Annotated in this window: 21 protein-coding genes and 1 riboswitch; of the genes, 12 read left to right on the top strand and 9 right to left on the bottom strand. The window is 39.7% G+C overall.

Annotated elements, in window-relative coordinates; genetic code table 11:
* Positions 1 to 181: 181 nt before the first annotated feature.
* Positions 182 to 2,008 (bottom strand): APC family permease, encoded by a 1,827-nt coding sequence (locus ACFQ4X_RS03440; protein ID WP_379833162.1) that lies wholly within the window; start codon positions 2,006 to 2,008, stop codon positions 182 to 184.
* A gap of 138 nt (positions 2,009 to 2,146) precedes the next feature.
* A riboswitch (cyclic di-AMP (ydaO/yuaA leader) is annotated at positions 2,147 to 2,286 on the bottom strand.
* A 139-nt stretch (positions 2,287 to 2,425) separates the two neighbouring features.
* On the opposite strand from ACFQ4X_RS03440, the gene ACFQ4X_RS03435 reads away from it, so the two are divergent.
* Positions 2,426 to 2,560, top strand: a complete 135-nt coding sequence (locus ACFQ4X_RS03435) for a hypothetical protein (RefSeq protein WP_379833161.1) — start codon at positions 2,426 to 2,428, stop codon at positions 2,558 to 2,560.
* Between the two features lie 128 nt (positions 2,561 to 2,688).
* Complete coding sequence (locus ACFQ4X_RS03430) at positions 2,689 to 3,351, top strand: AraC family transcriptional regulator (protein WP_379833160.1); 663 nt, start codon at positions 2,689 to 2,691, stop codon at positions 3,349 to 3,351.
* A gap of 24 nt (positions 3,352 to 3,375) precedes the next feature.
* Here the strand turns inward: ACFQ4X_RS03430 and ACFQ4X_RS03425 are convergent, their stop codons facing one another.
* Complete coding sequence (locus ACFQ4X_RS03425) at positions 3,376 to 4,863, bottom strand: DHA2 family efflux MFS transporter permease subunit (protein ID WP_379833159.1); 1,488 nt, start codon at positions 4,861 to 4,863, stop codon at positions 3,376 to 3,378.
* A gap of 413 nt (positions 4,864 to 5,276) precedes the next feature.
* On the opposite strand from ACFQ4X_RS03425, the gene ACFQ4X_RS03420 reads away from it, so the two are divergent.
* Positions 5,277 to 5,717 (top strand): GNAT family N-acetyltransferase, encoded by a 441-nt coding sequence (locus ACFQ4X_RS03420; RefSeq protein ID WP_379837020.1) that lies wholly within the window; start codon positions 5,277 to 5,279, stop codon positions 5,715 to 5,717.
* Positions 5,718 to 5,837: 120 nt separating this feature from the next.
* On the opposite strand, the gene ACFQ4X_RS03415 is transcribed toward ACFQ4X_RS03420, so the two are convergent.
* Positions 5,838 to 6,158, bottom strand: a complete 321-nt coding sequence (locus tag ACFQ4X_RS03415; RefSeq protein WP_379833158.1) for an antibiotic biosynthesis monooxygenase family protein — start codon at positions 6,156 to 6,158, stop codon at positions 5,838 to 5,840.
* 77 nt (positions 6,159 to 6,235) lie between these two features.
* Between ACFQ4X_RS03415 and ACFQ4X_RS03410 the strand changes: the two genes are divergently transcribed.
* Complete coding sequence (locus ACFQ4X_RS03410) at positions 6,236 to 6,379, top strand: hypothetical protein (protein ID WP_379833157.1); 144 nt, start codon at positions 6,236 to 6,238, stop codon at positions 6,377 to 6,379.
* A gap of 83 nt (positions 6,380 to 6,462) precedes the next feature.
* Here ACFQ4X_RS03410 and ACFQ4X_RS03405 read toward each other — a convergent pair whose 3' ends face one another.
* Positions 6,463 to 7,020, bottom strand: a complete 558-nt coding sequence (locus tag ACFQ4X_RS03405) for a class I SAM-dependent methyltransferase (RefSeq protein WP_379833156.1) — start codon at positions 7,018 to 7,020, stop codon at positions 6,463 to 6,465.
* A gap of 123 nt (positions 7,021 to 7,143) precedes the next feature.
* Between ACFQ4X_RS03405 and ACFQ4X_RS03400 the strand changes: the two genes are divergently transcribed.
* The 4 genes from ACFQ4X_RS03400 (at position 7,144) to ACFQ4X_RS03385 (ending at position 9,525) form a co-directional block, all read left to right on the top strand.
* Positions 7,144 to 8,016: a phosphotransferase gene (locus tag ACFQ4X_RS03400; RefSeq protein ID WP_379833155.1), complete on the top strand. Its 873-nt coding sequence runs from the start codon at positions 7,144 to 7,146 to the stop codon at positions 8,014 to 8,016.
* Positions 8,017 to 8,031: 15 nt separating this feature from the next.
* Positions 8,032 to 8,577 carry a GNAT family N-acetyltransferase gene (locus ACFQ4X_RS03395; RefSeq protein WP_379833154.1) on the top strand — a complete coding sequence of 182 codons (546 nt, stop codon included), beginning with the start codon at positions 8,032 to 8,034 and terminating at the stop codon, positions 8,575 to 8,577.
* Positions 8,568 to 9,095 (top strand): GNAT family N-acetyltransferase, encoded by a 528-nt coding sequence (locus tag ACFQ4X_RS03390; protein WP_379833153.1) that lies wholly within the window; start codon positions 8,568 to 8,570, stop codon positions 9,093 to 9,095. The genes ACFQ4X_RS03395 and ACFQ4X_RS03390 overlap by 10 nt, the downstream gene beginning before the upstream one ends.
* An 82-nt stretch (positions 9,096 to 9,177) precedes the next feature.
* Entirely contained in the window at positions 9,178 to 9,525 is a 348-nt protein-coding gene (locus tag ACFQ4X_RS03385; protein WP_379833152.1) for a VOC family protein, read from the top strand.
* Between the two features lie 107 nt (positions 9,526 to 9,632).
* Here the strand turns inward: ACFQ4X_RS03385 and ACFQ4X_RS03380 are convergent, their stop codons facing one another.
* On the bottom strand, positions 9,633 to 10,163 hold the full coding sequence (locus tag ACFQ4X_RS03380) for a competence protein ComK (protein WP_379833151.1): 531 nt from the start codon (positions 10,161 to 10,163) through the stop codon (positions 9,633 to 9,635).
* 248 nt (positions 10,164 to 10,411) lie between these two features.
* Positions 10,412 to 11,614: a metallophosphoesterase family protein gene (locus tag ACFQ4X_RS03375; protein ID WP_379833150.1), complete on the bottom strand. Its 1,203-nt coding sequence runs from the start codon at positions 11,612 to 11,614 to the stop codon at positions 10,412 to 10,414.
* A 287-nt stretch (positions 11,615 to 11,901) separates the two neighbouring features.
* Between ACFQ4X_RS03375 and ACFQ4X_RS03370 the strand changes: the two genes are divergently transcribed.
* On the top strand, positions 11,902 to 12,777 hold the full coding sequence (locus ACFQ4X_RS03370) for an STAS domain-containing protein (protein WP_379833149.1): 876 nt from the start codon (positions 11,902 to 11,904) through the stop codon (positions 12,775 to 12,777).
* A 42-nt stretch (positions 12,778 to 12,819) separates the two neighbouring features.
* Here the strand turns inward: ACFQ4X_RS03370 and ACFQ4X_RS03365 are convergent, their stop codons facing one another.
* On the bottom strand, positions 12,820 to 13,539 hold the full coding sequence (locus ACFQ4X_RS03365) for a hypothetical protein (protein ID WP_379833148.1): 720 nt from the start codon (positions 13,537 to 13,539) through the stop codon (positions 12,820 to 12,822).
* A 138-nt stretch (positions 13,540 to 13,677) separates the two neighbouring features.
* Here ACFQ4X_RS03365 and ACFQ4X_RS03360 point away from each other — a divergent pair, with 138 nt between their 5' ends.
* The 3 genes from ACFQ4X_RS03360 to ACFQ4X_RS03350 all read left to right on the top strand — a co-directional run bounded on the left by ACFQ4X_RS03360 (position 13,678) and on the right by ACFQ4X_RS03350 (position 15,180).
* Positions 13,678 to 14,097 (top strand): SRPBCC family protein, encoded by a 420-nt coding sequence (locus ACFQ4X_RS03360; RefSeq protein WP_379833147.1) that lies wholly within the window; start codon positions 13,678 to 13,680, stop codon positions 14,095 to 14,097.
* The gene (locus ACFQ4X_RS03355; protein WP_379833146.1) at positions 14,098 to 14,421 is read left to right on the top strand and encodes an ArsR/SmtB family transcription factor; all 324 of its coding nucleotides are present in this window, start codon (positions 14,098 to 14,100) and stop codon (positions 14,419 to 14,421) included.
* A gap of 252 nt (positions 14,422 to 14,673) precedes the next feature.
* Entirely contained in the window at positions 14,674 to 15,180 is a 507-nt protein-coding gene (locus ACFQ4X_RS03350) for a DUF3231 family protein (protein WP_379837018.1), read from the top strand.
* 75 nt (positions 15,181 to 15,255) lie between these two features.
* On the opposite strand, the gene ACFQ4X_RS03345 is transcribed toward ACFQ4X_RS03350, so the two are convergent.
* Positions 15,256 to 15,405, bottom strand: coding sequence for a DinB family protein (locus ACFQ4X_RS03345; protein WP_379833145.1), 150 nt, complete (start codon positions 15,403 to 15,405; stop codon positions 15,256 to 15,258).
* Positions 15,406 to 15,459: 54 nt separating this feature from the next.
* Positions 15,460 to 16,065 carry a GNAT family N-acetyltransferase gene (locus ACFQ4X_RS03340; RefSeq protein ID WP_379833144.1) on the bottom strand — a complete coding sequence of 202 codons (606 nt, stop codon included), beginning with the start codon at positions 16,063 to 16,065 and terminating at the stop codon, positions 15,460 to 15,462.
* Positions 16,066 to 16,105: the final 40 nt, after the last annotated feature.

Raw genomic sequence — 16,105 nt, 5'->3', positions numbered from 1 at the left:
TGCTCCTGTGTCTTCAAGAAAATCCTGCCGAAGCAAGTTTCCTCGTCGCATGCCTTGCGAGAAGAATACTCATGTAGCTGGCACGCTGCTCCCGCAGGAGTCGAGCACCTTGCGCTCCAATCAATATGCCAATGAAGAATCATGAAAATAATCAAGAGCAACAACCTTTTAGAATACACCCTTATTTTTTAAGATGAAACGGGACGGTTGCGATGACTATGTCTCTTTTGTATAACAAGTACGACCGAATCAAAAGACTGGATTGGTTGTGAAGGATATTGTGCCAGCCTTTTTTCGGTATGAATTGCGGAATGACAACCGTTACCTGATAGTCATTTTCCTTTGCTTTATTAGCAACGGTATCGACGAATTTGGTCAATGGTCCTAATATACTTCTATAATAAGAATGCAAGGTGACCAGTCTAATATCAGGCTGCCACTGTTCCCATTTCTCCTCAAACTTCTTTTGGTCTTCCCTTCCAAAGGATACATTTACCGCAATAATTTGATCAGGGTTTAATGATTTGGCGTACCTTAACGTGTTGTCTACCACATGGGTCATACCGGCAACTGGTACAATCATTACATTCCCTTTGATTTCGAGTGCTGGTTCACATGTAGTCAATCTGAGCTGGTCTCCTACCGCTTCATAATGCTTTTTAATTCTGTGGAAAATAAGCACGATGATCGGCAAGAACACAAGAATCGACCATACTTGTGAAAATTTCGTCAAGAAGAACATCATAGTAACAATGAAGCTGATAAGTGCACCTGTTGTGTTAATAATAAACTTCGGCACCCATCCTTCTGGTTTTTCGCGAAGCCATTTCAACATCATCCCTGTTTGCGATAATGTAAAAGGTACGAATACACCTACAGCATACAACGGGATCAGATGCTCTGTTTCCGCATGGAACGCAACGATCAGGAATATTGAGGCTAATCCAAGAATGATAATTCCGTTTGAATACCCTAGTCGGTCTCCTCTTACTAAAAACATTCGAGGAATAAACTTATCTTTTGCCAGGTTCACAGCAAGCAGCGGAAACGCAGAATACCCAGTGTTGGCTGCCAGGATTAAAATCAATGCCGTTGTCCCCTGGATAAAGAAGTACATGAAGTTACGCCCGAATGTTTCTTCTGCGATTTGAGAAACGACTGTTACCTCTGCTTTTGGGACAATTCCATAAAAATACGCTAACGTTACAATTCCCGAGAAAAGAATGGCCAAAAGTGCTCCCATCATCATTAACGTGCGGGCAGCGTTCACTGGTGCAGGGTCTTTGAAGTTAGGAATTGCATTCGAGATCGCTTCAACCCCTGTAAGAGCTGAACTCCCTGAAGCAAATGCTCTCAAGAGTATAAACAATGAAATTCCAGCAACAGGTGTTCCAATTGGAGCATGGAGATCCTGTGGAACGTCACCCGTAAGGATGTTAAAGATACCAACACCAATCAATATGAATAGGGCCAGAACAAACAGGTATACAGGATAAGCCAAAACAGATGCTGATTCGGTAACTCCCCTTAAATTTAAGACAGTAAGGAAGATAACGAAAACGATCGCAATCTCAACATTATAATCGTGTAAAGTTGGAAAAGCAGATGTTATCGCATCAGTTCCTGCCGATACACTTACCGCTACCGTTAAAATATAGTCAACGAGCAGCGATCCCCCTGCTACCAAGCCTGGATTGACGCCTAAGTTAGTCTTGGAAACGACATAGGCACCGCCCCCATGTGGATAAGCATAAATGATTTGTCGGTATGACATGATAAGAGCAGTCAAAAGAAATAATACACCTGCTGCGATCGGAATCGAATACCAAAAAGCAGCTGCTCCCACCGTGATAAGGACGATTAAAATCTGTTCAGGACCATAGGCCACTGATGAAAGGGCATCTGATGAAAGGATTGCTAATGCCTTCGTTTTATTGATTTTTTGCTCACCTAACTCGGCTGATTTTAAAGGCCGGCCGATTAGGAGTCGTTTTATGTTTGTGAACATCTTTCTTCTCTCCGTCCGGAAGTTATCTTTTTCTTCTTCATCTTTTCCTTATGAACACTTTTTAAAAACAAAAAAAATCCGCAAGCCATCACGAAAAATGACCTGCAGACCTTAAATTTTAGGATCCACAAGTTCCACCTTCCTTCTCATAAACGCTTACGGAGTTAGCTGTCGGATTCGGGCCTTTGAGTAGCCCTACCTAAAAAGGATTCACCCCAGGATTATTGAAAATCCGTGGTTGGGTCCCCCGCACCTAATGGTTTCAGCGATTTAGAAATTTGAAACTGTGATAATAATACTCCTGCTTTTTAAAAAAGTAAATAACATTTTTATGTAGAATAAGTATAAGAGAAATTGTACATAGTGATGATAATTGCCCGAGTATTTAAAAATGACCTTTACTACAAGGAGTTTACTATGTCAAAAGAGAAAAACCCCTTATTCTCCGATGAAGAATTAACTGACTTAGCCCAAGAAATTAATGAGCAATACGGTAATGATGAGCAACATGAAGACTTTTCGGATTCAAATGAGATAAAGTCCGAAATATGAAAACTTAAAGAATCGAAAAAAGCACTGTTAAACGCAGTGTTTTTTGTTTACTCTTTAACACTTGATTATTTTCAGGTAAATGAGGAAGATTAGGGTGTACTCTTAATGACTTACAGGAGGCGATATGCATGATCCGAGCTCATAAACTACATATTTTAAACGGACAAGAAATGTACAGGCATTTCACAAACGAACACTTCCTTGAAGATGAAATGAAGCTCCCTTTTAACGAAGCGATGTGCTACGGAAACACGATAGAAGACATTTTTTCAAAAGAATTTGCAGAGATTCGCTCAAAGGTTCACCATGTTACACGTGATGAGTATGCCGAGGTCACGCTACAACCTCTGTTGCCTCTTTTTAATAACAAATTTGAAAAAATCGAGTTATGGTTTGATTCTGATATGTTTTGTCAGATTAATTACTTAACGATTCTTGCCTCGCTGGATCAGGCCAATTATCTAAGTACGATTACGCTTCATATTGTAGATAATCAGTTTGAACCTATCGAAGTTTATTCCTTACAAGCTCAAGGATATTATGAACTTTACAAACAGGTTTTGATTCATAAGACGAGCCCTGGGACGATTGATCTTCCCCCGTTAAAGAAGGGAGTCGAGCTATATTTAAATTACCTAAAAGAAGACAGTGCTATCATGCTGTACATCCAACAAAATCAACATCTCTCAGATGATGAACTTGCAGCTGAACTTCTCAAAAATTTTAAAGAGTACGGTTTAGGGGATCTGCAATACTTGGATATGATTAAAAAAAGCCGATTATCTCTGTAAAAATTGAGATAGCCGGCTTGCTTTTTAGTTTGCAGTTCCTTGCTCTGCTTTCATTGCATGAGCCTGCGGGACCGCTCGTTTAATAAATAACGAAACGATCCATGCGATCGCAACTAGCCCAAAAGCGAGTAAGAATGCGCTTTTCATTCCAGCAATCATGGCTAGGATCTGAATGGTAACTCCATCTTCCTTCATTCCTTGACTCTCCAAAAAACGAGCAGAACTATTGGTCATGATCGAAACAAGTAATGCCGTTCCAACCGCACCCGCTACCTGCTGAAGTGTACTGATGATTGCCGTCCCATGTGGATATAACGGTGGCGGCAATTCGTTTAGAGCGTTGGTCATAATCGGCATCATTACCATTGAAATACCTAACATCAATAGTGTATTGAAAATCATGATGGTGATGTAAGGAGTGGTTAAATCAATAAAAGCAAACTGCCAAAGCGTATTGGCAATCAGCCCTAATCCGATTAGAGCAAGCCACTTAGCACCGAATCTATCAAATAAACGGCCTGTTATCGGAGACATAATCCCCATGACAACACCGCCTGGAAGCATGATCAAACCTGCTTTCAATGGACTGTATCCCAACGCGTTCTGAAGGAAGATCGGCAGCAGCATCATAGCTGAAAACATCGCCATCATAACAATCATCATGATTAGTGTCGACATCCTAAAAATGCTGTACTTAAACGTCCGAAGATTAAGTAACGGCTCTGAAATCGTTAATTGCCTCCAAGTAAACAACACTAATGAAACAACTCCAATTGCAATTGGAAGCAAAACGTCATTGCTCGACCAGCCTCCATGTCCTTCACCTGAACTGCTGAAACCATACACAATACCCCCGAACCCTAATGTTGAGAGCAGCAGCGAGATCAGATCGACTTTTGGATTCGTCGTTTCGGTAACGTTCTTAAGTTTTACAAAGGCAAATACGATAACTAGCAATGCGATAGGCAGCACGCCGTAAAAGAGTACCCGCCAGCTGAAATGCTCGACAATAATCCCTGAAAGAGTAGGTCCGATCGCAGGAGCAAACGTAATGACAATACCAATGGTCCCCATGGCCGATCCCCTTTTTTCAAAAGGGACGACAGAAAATACGACGTTTGTTAGTAATGGAAACAGCAATCCAGTACCTGCCGCTTGAAGAAGCCTTCCTACCAAAAGAAATTCGATCCCTGGTGCAATTGCCGCAATAAATGTTCCCAATGTAAACAATGACATCGCTCCGAGAAACAAGCTTCTTGTTGTAAATCGCTGAATGAGATAAGCAGTAACCGGGATAAGAACTCCAATAACAAGAAGGTATCCAGTCGTGAGCCATTGAGCTGTACTCGGTTCGATTCCGAAGTCAGCCATTATTTTTGTCAAAGCAACGTTAAGCAGTGTTTCATTCAAGATGGCTACAAATACACCGAGAATCATAATCATAACCAATAAAAAATTCCCTCTGCTCCCGAACGTTCCCTCAGTTTCAGTAGAATGATCTTGATTTTTCACTTTTTCTCCTTTCATTCAAATGGTGTGCACAATCTCTCGCAACCCATTGAAATGATTATTATTGTTGGTTCTTTGTTAGTAATGAAAAAAGCAGTATGAGGATTAACACATTTTCAACAGAACAAACATTCGCATTCAATACTATCACAATTATGAAGAAACTGACAATCATCCTTTTGTTGGAATTCCGCAATAAAAAACACACTTCCTAAAGAAAGAAGTGCGTGGCATTTAGATTTAAAAATTAACCTTGTAAATTAACGAATACGCTACATCGCCTCTGCGCATTTTATTCACTACTGTTTTTCTGATCTATATCTTTAATAATAACTATCATTTATACTTTTTTATAGGCTATTTATAACATTCGAACTAATCATTTTAATGAAATCGGAGGGATTACTGTGAAAGATATGAAAGACGAAAAATATACCGCATCGGTAGAAGACAGAGATTCTGATTTAGACAAACGACTTTCGGATGAACTGGATAAGGTAAACGCTGCAGCGACAGCAGGGGTCGATGCTGCAAAGGAGATAACCGTAAAGATATTAGACGATTCAGGTGAGCTTGCAGCAGGCATGAGCGGATGGAGCTGGGGTGTTGCAGCAGGAATAGGAATGACTTGGGTACGTGAAGATACACGCGGAGATGGCCTCGGTTCAAAACTGCTGAAGGAATTTGAGGCTGAAGCGCTAGCGCGAGGCTGCACCCACGTGTTTACAACCTCCTTCACCTTTCAAGCACCCGGCTTTTACGAGCGACACGGATACACAGAAATTTTTCGTTGGGAAGGCGTTCCTACTCCGAACGCTGCAGACGTGCACTTTCGTAAGGAATTACGCAGAACATAAAGTAGATGGGCATAGATCGAAGCTTTGAAGCTAGGAAAAAACGAAAAAAAGCCCCATTGCTGATGAAGAACAGCTTCTTTTGCTATTTACATTGTAAAGAGAAATAGAATATATAAAATCTCAAAAAGAATAATCCTTCTCTACTTTGCTGATTCTAACTGAATAATTCTTGTACCACTCGGATTTCCCTTTTTCTTGGGCGATCTTATGTGCTGCATGTTCTTTCCACTCTTGAATCACATCTAATGAATCCCAATAAGAAACAGTGATTCCTAATTCGGCATCACGGGCACTTTCTATACCAAGAAATCCTTTTTCTTTTGATGCGAACTCAACCATTTTCTGTGCCATTGTTCCATATCCTGTATCTACATCTGTTCGTTTAGATGTAAAGATAACCGCATAATAAGGTGGTTCAGGTGTTTTTGCAAAGTTACTCATGTACATTCCTCCAAACGTTTGAATACACGGCTTCATTCGTGGCAAGACTAATTTTTATAAAGGAGAGATGAAGACATATGAACAATAAAGACTTCAAAGCAGCAAATCTATCAGAAAATCTGGTAGACGAAATTCAGTCCCTTGAAGAGAAGATCAGCCAGCAAGCGAACAAAAAAGTTGTCGTTATCGCCTATGAACAAGGTTCAGAGGGAAACCTGTAAAGAGAAATAGACGCCTATTTCTCTTTTTTTATTTCACTAATGTCTTCTTTGCAAAAGAATAGTTTCGGTACGATTGTAATATTTTATAGCTTAACCGCATCTATGATTAGCGATGGAAAAGCGAGTTTTTCCTGATTTCTAGGATCGATTTTCTTAGAACGAAAAATGACTCCATCCTGTTCATTCCAGTCAGACTGATGGAATTCCCCTTCTTCATCACAATACTCTACCAATGTCACTTCAAACCCTGCAGCCTCAAACATATTTGTTAGCGTCTGATAGTTGTAGACGATCTTATGACTTGCCGCTGGGTGGTCTTTCGGTCCTGGACCGCCAATCTGTACAATTCTCTGATATTCATCATCTCTGAAATAGCCATCTGGCACTGCACAGCGAATATAACCGGACGGCTTTAAATAGTCATAGCAAAGCCTTGCAGCAGCTATCCCTTCTTCAAACGTAAGGTGTTCCCAAACATGTTCAGCTAAGATAGCGGTTATCGAATTTGGTTGAAATCTATTATTCCATGTGCCAGCATCCAGTAAATTCAGTTCCGTTTCTTGTGTATGCATCCAGCCGGGATTGTTCATATATTCCCCTGCACCAATAACAATCTTGATATCTTGATGAGAAACAGCCATTTGGTTTAATCCCCCAATTTCTTTTTTACTGAAAGATTAATAATTCGTTAACTTCTTTCTATCTCCTTTATCAATTATAAAAACATTGGAGAATTGTGTTAAATTGGAAGTGGAGGTGTTTTTATGGACATCAAGACGATTATCGACGAGATCACGAATATTGGAATCTCAAAAACAATAATAGAAACGAAGCAGTTAAGCGGCGGCACAACGAGTAAACTATATCTGCTGTGTGACAGCGAAAACAGAAAATACGTTGTGAAGTTTAATGAACCCCACGTATTAAAGGCAGAGTCTCATTATCTAGCATTTTATAAAAATGTGGATTTCCTGCCTGATCTTTTATATAAAGAGCCTGCTTATCGTTACATCGTTTATTCATTTGTTGCTGGCTCTGTGAATTATCCTAGAAAAAATAAAAAGGAAATGCTTCAGGCATTGGTGCAACATTTGATCAACCACTACAAGTCTGTTACTGTTCCTGCTGGCTGGGGCTGGGTGGATGAACTGACAGATTCATGGCAAAGTTTCTTACTAAGCAGAGTCAATGAGTCATCCACGACATTAGAGACTTATCTTGAAAAAGAGGATCTTCATCTTGTTCTTGAACTGGTGAACAGCACTAACAGGAACAGGGAGCTAAAGGACCCATTTTTGCTGCATGGGGATTGCGGTGTACATAATTTTATTTTTAACGAGGAGAAATTAGATGGGGTGATCGATCCGACTCCTGTATACGGTGAGCCGGTTTACGATCTCATCTACGCGTTTTGTTCTTCACCGGATGATTTAACAAAAGAAACGATCAGCTCGGCTGTGAGTCTTTTACAAACATACGAAAACAAGAATGATAGACTTGTGCACGAGGAAGTTCTAATTGGTTTGTATTTCAGAATGGCAACATGTGTCAGGCACCATCCCGAAGATCTTGTGGAATACCTTAAAGCTTGGGACTATTGGAAAAACGTTGTTAAAACGGCTTCCTTGAAAAAATAGCTTGGAGGAAAGGATATGTCTTACAGCGATAAAGCATTAACCATTAGATCCATAACTCACGAGGACTTACCAAAACTATGGGAACTGATCTATAAAGAAGAATCTCCTGAATGGAAAAAGTGGGATGCTCCATACTACGAACATAAGCATGTTCCTTTTGAACAGTTCATGAAACAAAAAGAAAAGTACGTCCAGTCAGAAAGCCGCTGGGCGATCACAGTAAATGAAGAAGTGATCGGAACGGTAAGCTACTATTGGGAGCACAAACCTTCTAACTGGCTTGAGATGGGTATCGGTATCTATGATCCTACGTTCTGGAGTGGCGGATACGGTACCAGAGCTCTTCGGCTTTGGATCCATCATTTGTTTACAACCATGCCGCTCGTTCGGGTTGGTTATACGACATGGTCTGGGAACGAAAGAATGGTAAAAGTCGGGGAAAAATTCGGAATGACGATGGAAGCGAGACTCCGAAAGTGCCGGTATTATAATGGCGAATACTATGATTCTATTAGGATGGGACTGCTTCGAGAAGAGTGGGAGGAAAGCCAGTGTATCTAAAAACAGAAAGGTTATTAATACGAAACTTTGAAGTTAACGATTGGGAAGTTGTACATGAGTATACTTCTGATCACAATGTTATGAAATATATACCTGAAGGAGTTCTTTCTGAAGAAGACACAAAGGAATTCATAAATAAAAATACAGGTAACGATCCTGAAAAGTATGCTGTGGTACTGGTAGATGAAAATACTCTAATCGGACACATCGCTTTCCATAAATATTTTGGTGATCATACTTACGAAATCGGCTGGGTGTTTAATCCTAAATACTACAATAAAGGATATGCATCAGAAGCAGCCGAAGCAGTATTGAAATATGGATTTGAAAGTATGAACTTGCATCGAATTATCGCAACATGTCAACCCGAGAATCCTCCCTCCTACCGAGTAATGGAGAAGATAGGAATGAGAAGAGAAGGTTACTTCAAGAAGTGCATTCCCCATGGAGACGAATGGTGGGATGAGTATTATTACGCTATTTTAAAAGAAGAATGGAATAAAAAAAGGAAGCTCTGAGTTTTTTGTGTACAGTTTAAGGTGTGTTTTCCTCTGTGAATTCCATTACTAAAAATTTGATGACAGACAGGAGTTAGATAAGATGATAAAAGGTTTCGGAGGAATATTTTGGAGGACTAAAAATCTCGAAGTTGTAAAAAAATGGTACAGTGAAGTGTTAAAGATTGAAATAGAAAATTGGAATGGGGCTGTGATAAAACCCCAATTAGGAAATGAAACTATCTTTTCTTTCTTTACCGAGGATAACAATTATTTTCCAACTGAACAACAAGTGATGTTAAATTTCCAAGTACATAATCTAAACGAGACTATTAAGTATCTTGAACAAATTGGTGTTCCTCTTGTAAAGAAAAAAGAGATTAGTGAATTCGGAAAGTTTATTTGGATTGAAGATCCTGAAGGTCGACTGGTCGAGCTTTGGGAGAAATAGCGAGTTGTAATTCATTTTGCTATTTGAATTCTCAAATGTGAACAATTCATAACATGCAAAAACGCCTGATACACTTCGCATCAGGCGCTTTTTACATAATTTAAGTTCTATGTAAGGACCGGGTCACGATCTCTTTCTCGTTCTCGTTCTCTGTCATTTGTTCGATTAACAAGAACACTTCTGTATTGAGCTGCTCGATGGAGTTTTCCTACTAAGGAAGCGCGGGTATTAGCGATGGGCAAATCCATGCCGTTTGAAAAAATAACGCTGGCACGCTTATGACCAGTCCTATCAATTCTTCGGATGTGCGGCTGTGCAAGCCATATGCAGGTATCATTTCGTGGTGATTGGATTGGAAAAAAATACAGGTCAAGCTTTGAGTCGATCATAATGGGAGCAAAGCACATCTTGCCCATATTAATGCGTGCTGCTTCCTTCTTTCCATCATAGGAACCACCATAGTACAGGCAGTTATCTTTGATGATGCGAAAAGGTTTCTTTTCGACCAGGATTACTGCTTCACGTTCATACACTTCCGAACACACAGCACCTTTCTCATTGATAAATGGAACGATTGCCATTGTGTCACCGTTGATCTCGTAATCCTTAACCTTCTCATGCGTCATTGTTAATTTCATTAATTTCCTCCTGCGTTTCAGTTTTTGTTTTTTAATTTACCAACTAAACTATCAACTACCCCATTTAACCTCCTATTTAATTTTTATAGTACAAAATACCCCTTAAGTTGTACTATATAGTAAGATGTTACCATGACATTTTATGTAAGTCTACCTTTTTCGTCATAAATTTTCAAAATATTTAGAAATTCTTATATTTTCAACAAAAAAGAAAAAGCCTGAGATTATTATCTCGGGCTTTTCGTCTATTAAACTTCGATTATATTCTTACCTTTTCTTTTTTCTTCAATCGGTGCTGGATCTATACTCTGATCATTTGCTGTCAGGTCGATCCCATAATCCTTGGCGAACACCATGTGCGTATCGGATAGAACGTTCTCGTTATTCAAATCAAGATTGAACACTCTTGCCCCGCGAAGTCTGTTCTTCTCAGCACCTGGGAGTCCGTATGCGCCAAATCCTGTGCTTCCGCTATAACCGAGCATGATGCCGTAATAGTTTCCAGCATACGTATTGATATGATCATGTCCGCAGAAAACTCCTTTAACGTCTCCTCTATGCTGCATGGCCGAAAACAAACCGCTGTTGAACGGTCCCGGACACTCATCTTCGTTTCTTTCACCCGTGATCTGATGCTTTTCCACTGCACGGGAATGATCCGCTTCCGTCCGGCTGTCAACGCTCGCATACCACATATAACGGTGCTCCCATAATGGAATATGTATGAACATGAGGGAAGGCACTTTATATCCAAACCTGTTCTCAATTCTTTGAGTCGTTTCATTATACCAGCTTACTTGGTCAAATCGAAGCCAGTCCCATGTCGGATAACCTTCAAAGTCTTGTCCGGCAATCGTTTTAGGTGCATATCTTCCTGCGTCCAACAGCCATAAGTTGAACACTGCTTTCTTTCCCTGTGCATCCCAAATGAGTAAGTTCATGTTTCCTGTTCCTGTAATATTTGCTCCTTTATCGTTCAAATTATGTTTGTACGAACGATAAAAATTCAGCATTTCACTTTCATCAATACCGCTTTTTTGCGTAGAATCTTCATCGTGGTTGCCAAACGTAACGGCCCACTTGATTCCGCGCTTTTCCATAGGCTGGGCAATATTGTTCATCGCCTGCTTCATCTCAAGAGGTGTATCACATCCGCCAGTAATATTGTCACCATTCAATACAACAAAGTCAGGTTTCTCTGCATCCAGCACTTTTCCCATAAGCTCTAGCGTACGGCGGTCAATGCGTTCATCATCTTGTGTATCATTGAACTGAACGACCTTGAACTTACCGTTTGAATGGAATCGAAGAACTTTTTCTTCATGACTATCAGCATGTGCTGCTTTGGTAAAGAGTGAAGTTGTGTCACCAAGCGAGCCAATTGTTAACGCAAGCGTACTCGCTCCGCCAATCTTAATAAAATCACGACGATTTACTTGTTTTGAACTCATTCCAAACCCCTCCATGTTATGTACTGGTTTACCACTGATAGCGTACCAACTCAATTTGGAGGAAGTGTTTAGTTACTGTTAAGGTTGTTCAATGATTAAATAAAAGAATTTTTACATGAAGAAGCCCCCATAAAATAGGAAAAAGGAAAATCGCACAAACAAAAGAAGGACAAATGTTTCTTGTATTGAATTTTTAATATAAAAACAATCTTCATTGTTCCATTTCATAACAAGTTCATCTCTTTGTCATACGTAACCATCCTTATTCTTATTGGAGGCTATTGAAAATGGAACTTAAAAAAGAAGCGTTTGTAAAAGTCGGACAAGCTTTAGTAGAACAAGCACCCCTATTATCTAATAAAATCTTAGCTCAGCGTTTTGACAGGCACCCGCAAATGTCAGGTCTGCCTCATGATCGGAAACAATCTTTGGCTTATATTCAAGAATTTATAAAGCTGCTCGGATCAACCTTAACACTCGAAGGTGATCAGGCTGAAATTGTATTGATGAACTGGGCTGAACAGACCGCATTGTATGCTGTAGATTACGGACAATCACTGGATGTAGCCATGCAGCCGCTGCCTTTTATTAGAAAAGAAATACTAATATTAATTGAAGACCTTGCCATAATAGAATCTTTTTCTGTCAAAGATGTTATGTGTGTCATCAAAAATATTGATATAAATCTGGACTTCGCCTCACATACTTTTAGTGAGACGTATGTGAAAAATCATCAGATGATCGTCAATGAAAAAAATCAAGCACTTCATGAGTTATCAGCACCAATCGTTCCTCTTTTTGATGGAATAGGTGTCCTGCCATTAATAGGTGAAATTGACCATGAGCGGGCACAGATTCTCCAGATCAGAACGCTGGAGCGTTGTGTGGAAAATAAAATATTTTCACTTGTGATCGACTTGTCAGGGGTTCACACCTTAACACCTGAAGTGCTTCAGAGTATATTCTTACTGATCGATTCGTTGCGCCTTCTCGGTGTACGGGTCATTGTCACCGGAATCCGTCCAGAGATTGCGCTAACTGCTTCTTCGTTCGGAATAAATATGCGCGATGTCCAGACCAATGGGAATCTAAAGCAAGCATTATCTGCCTTAGGCTATGGGAAATTGATTGATAACAAAAACAGACCACCAGTCCTACGTTGAGGAATGGTGGTCCTTTCTTTTTTTCGACCTCGATTCATGTGTTTAATCTATAGAAGCATATTCCTTCTTAATAATGTCAGCGATTGCTTCATTTCCAACTGCACCCGAATGAAAGACTTTGGAATCCAGATCATACGATTGTCTAAAGGTGATGCCGTTCGTTAACTCAAACTCCAAGAAAATCATTTTATTCTCATCCCATTTATTATCTAACTTCTGGGGATCTTGCAGCTTGAGTGGGAGCCATTCCTTCAGAAACGCCTCTGTGGATGAAGGAGTAAACGTATGGATTCTCCTGCCATCTAGCGTACTTTCAATATGGATGTCTTTCACTAAGCCTTGTATCGGATAAAGCTCTCCGATCGTTTTGGCTTTTTCATTTCGATCCACGACAAATACTCTACTCGCCGATAAGACATCTTTGTTATAAGTCACTACAGCAAGTGACGGTGGAATATCCTTGATAGCATAAATCTTTGTACCTTCTTCAAGCAGCGTCGCGTCGTTATTTTTCATCTGATAACCTTCGCACACGTCACCCGCCATCTTATACTTCACTTCACCAAGGAGCTTCCCTTTTTCCACTAGTACTTCTTCCTTATCATCAGGATCAGGAAAATCATGCTGGTAATGGATATCATTAATCATCAACGTATCCGCCCATTTAGCTTCCACCGGTGTACAATCTCCAAATGTACTTCTGCAGGATGTTAACAAAGATAGTATGGTAATGAATAAAAGAAATGTTACAACATGCTTCATGAGCTTCCTCCAAAAAAATTCAATAAAAGTGTATTTCTCCAAAAAGGTAATATATCCCTTTATATTGACACGTAACCAAAAGGTGTTATATTCTAAACATGAAACCAAATGGTTATATATAATTGAGGAGATGAACATATGGCAGCATTACAGGATATTAAACAAACCGTAGTATTTAACGCACCAATTCAAAAAGTGTGGGACTCTGTATCCACAGCTGAAGGCATGTCATCTTGGTTCATGCCGAACGACTTTAAGGCGATTGAAGGACACGAGTTTCATATCCAGTCCCCTTTTGGGCCATCACCGTGTAAAGTGCTCATGATCGATGAACCACACAAGCTTTCTTTTAGTTGGGATACAGATGGCTGGGTAGTTACCTTTTTATTAAAAGAACAAGGTGACCAGACAGAGTTCACTCTCATTCATGGCGGATGGAAAGACGAAGATGCGATTGTTGGCAAGGCAGGCGAGAAGAGTTCAGTTATTCGTGACCGCATGAACGGCGGCTGGGTTGGCATTGTCCATGAAAGACTGAAAAAGGTAGTTGAGAGTTAAGTGGCAGCATCTGCTGAAAAACATGATGTCTTTAAAGCGATCGCTGATCCTACAAGACGCGAAGTCCTACGGCTGCTCGCAGAAAGTGAACGGCCGATCTCAGAGATCACGTCACACTTTTCAATGAGCCGAACCGCTGTAACAAAGCATCTGAATATCTTAACAGAAGCTGAGCTGATCTCTGGTCGGAAAGAAGGCCGCGAAAAGATCTACCAGCTGCATCCTGAACCGCTGACTGAAGTGAAGCAGTGGCTTTCCTATTACGAGAAGTTCTGGGAGAACAAGCTGTCTATGCTGAAACATCTGGTTGAGGAAGAAAAATAAAGAGAAAGAGACGAATTAAAATGCAAGCATTCCCGCATTTTTAATTCAGTCTCTTTTATTAATTGGAGTACTTTAACACCATAAATCAGTGACCTAACGTACATGACCACGCTTGTTATTCACCCAATCGTTTTTTCATTTAAATTCCCACTGAGTATAAAAGAGAAAATAATTCCCATACTATCTTTTGTTACGTTTTTCTATAAAAGGAGAAAGTAAATGAATCTCAAACAAAATATTAGGAGTGTTGTTATGGGAATCTTAAGTGGGAATCCAAAAGATGAGCCAATGCACTATGGAGAAATATATGGAGCTTGGACACATCTACTAACAAACCACGGAATGATTGCTGGATACCAAGTATATGTTAATCACACAGGCGATAGTAATCTAAAAAAGTTGGTTGAAGAAGCGATTGAGGGACTTAAAAATGAGAATAAGCAAATTGAAGAGTTACTAAAAGCAAATGGCATTGGTTTACCACCTGCTCCACCTGAGCGTCCAGTAGCTAAATTAGAAGATATTCCACCAGGTGCAAGATTCCTTGATCCTGAAATCAGTGCTTCAGTATCAAAAGATGTAGCAGCTGGACTTGTGGCTTGCAGTTCTATGATCGGACAAAGCATTCGTGAAGACATTGGAGTTATGTACGGACAATTTCATTTAGCAAAAGCACAATTTGGTGCTAAAATGCTAAAGTTGAATAAAGAAAAAGGTTGGTTAGTACCCCCTCCATTACAAGTCAAAGCAAGTGAGTAACTTAAAAAGAGCAAAGATTTCTTTGCTCTTTTTTGCATTATTCAAGAGAACTTTTTTGATTTTTTCAACCTAGTTTTATTTTTGTAAAAACTGAACTTCAGGTTCAATAAGGTCTGTTTCCGGCGGGTTATAACCAAGCTGTCTGCCTATCTTTACAATCTGCTCTTTATGGTGGAACTCGTGTGTCATGGTGTAGGTGAATAACCATAATACCGTTGGCTTCAAGGTTTCTGCATTTTTGATTCAGTCTCTTTTTTTACTAAGAATTGTAAACCTTTATTAGCTAGAGATATATGATTCTTCTTTATCTTTGAATCTTTGTTTTATAGTACCCCAATCATCCTTAATAATGGAATAAAGAACGGTATTTCTTATAAATCCATCTTCAAGGATCTTCTCATTCCTCAGAACTCCCTCTCTTACAGCACCCAGTCGTTCTATAGCTTTTTGTGAGCGGATGTTCCGTTCATCTGTTTTGAACTGCACCCTTATAAACCCTAATTCCTCAAAACAATATTGCAGAAGTAAATACTTACAAGCAGAGTTTACAAATGTCCGTTGAAATTTAGGTGCATACCAAGTTGCGCCTAACTCACACGATTTATGGTTAAAATCTATCTCATATAGACTAGTAGTGCCCACAACTTCATTAGTATCCTTGAGAATGACCACAAAAGGTAATGCCTTCATTTGTTCTCTCAGCTTTATTTTACTGGCTACATTCTCAACCATATCTGACTCTTCTTTAACTTTTTTTAGCATGAAATCCCATACTTCAAGTGAATTAATATGAAATAAATCTTTAGCATGTTCGATTTGTAAAGGCAGCAGCTTTATTCGATTGTTCTCTAATACAGGGAAATCTAAAAATATTTGATGATTCAAGCAAACCTCTCCTAACCATGAATGTAGATACACAATTTCT

The organism is Fictibacillus halophilus, from assembly GCF_042680145.1.
Taxonomy (GTDB): domain Bacteria; phylum Bacillota; class Bacilli; order Bacillales; family Fictibacillaceae; genus Fictibacillus; species Fictibacillus halophilus_A.
This window is presented reverse-complemented; position numbering and strand designations above follow the sequence as displayed.

Bases quoted from the DNA above. Each gene is read 5' to 3' on its own strand.
- ACFQ4X_RS03440 (WP_379833162.1), bottom strand. From the start codon at position 2,008: ATGTTCACAAACATAAAACGACTCCTAATCGGCCGGCCTTTAAAATCA.
- ACFQ4X_RS03435 (WP_379833161.1), top strand. From the start codon at position 2,426: ATGTCAAAAGAGAAAAACCCCTTATTCTCCGATGAAGAATTAACTGAC.
- ACFQ4X_RS03430 (WP_379833160.1), top strand. From the start codon at position 2,689: ATGATCCGAGCTCATAAACTACATATTTTAAACGGACAAGAAATGTAC.
- ACFQ4X_RS03420 (WP_379837020.1), top strand. From the start codon at position 5,277: ATGAAAGACGAAAAATATACCGCATCGGTAGAAGACAGAGATTCTGAT.
- ACFQ4X_RS03415 (WP_379833158.1), bottom strand. From the start codon at position 6,158: ATGAGTAACTTTGCAAAAACACCTGAACCACCTTATTATGCGGTTATC.
- ACFQ4X_RS03410 (WP_379833157.1), top strand. From the start codon at position 6,236: ATGAACAATAAAGACTTCAAAGCAGCAAATCTATCAGAAAATCTGGTA.
- ACFQ4X_RS03405 (WP_379833156.1), bottom strand. From the start codon at position 7,020: ATGGCTGTTTCTCATCAAGATATCAAGATTGTTATTGGTGCAGGGGAA.
- ACFQ4X_RS03400 (WP_379833155.1), top strand. From the start codon at position 7,144: ATGGACATCAAGACGATTATCGACGAGATCACGAATATTGGAATCTCA.
- ACFQ4X_RS03395 (WP_379833154.1), top strand. From the start codon at position 8,032: ATGTCTTACAGCGATAAAGCATTAACCATTAGATCCATAACTCACGAG.
- ACFQ4X_RS03385 (WP_379833152.1), top strand. From the start codon at position 9,178: ATGATAAAAGGTTTCGGAGGAATATTTTGGAGGACTAAAAATCTCGAA.
- ACFQ4X_RS03380 (WP_379833151.1), bottom strand. From the start codon at position 10,163: ATGAAATTAACAATGACGCATGAGAAGGTTAAGGATTACGAGATCAAC.
- ACFQ4X_RS03375 (WP_379833150.1), bottom strand. From the start codon at position 11,614: ATGAGTTCAAAACAAGTAAATCGTCGTGATTTTATTAAGATTGGCGGA.
- ACFQ4X_RS03370 (WP_379833149.1), top strand. From the start codon at position 11,902: ATGGAACTTAAAAAAGAAGCGTTTGTAAAAGTCGGACAAGCTTTAGTA.
- ACFQ4X_RS03365 (WP_379833148.1), bottom strand. From the start codon at position 13,539: ATGAAGCATGTTGTAACATTTCTTTTATTCATTACCATACTATCTTTG.
- ACFQ4X_RS03360 (WP_379833147.1), top strand. From the start codon at position 13,678: ATGGCAGCATTACAGGATATTAAACAAACCGTAGTATTTAACGCACCA.
- ACFQ4X_RS03350 (WP_379837018.1), top strand. From the start codon at position 14,674: ATGGGAATCTTAAGTGGGAATCCAAAAGATGAGCCAATGCACTATGGA.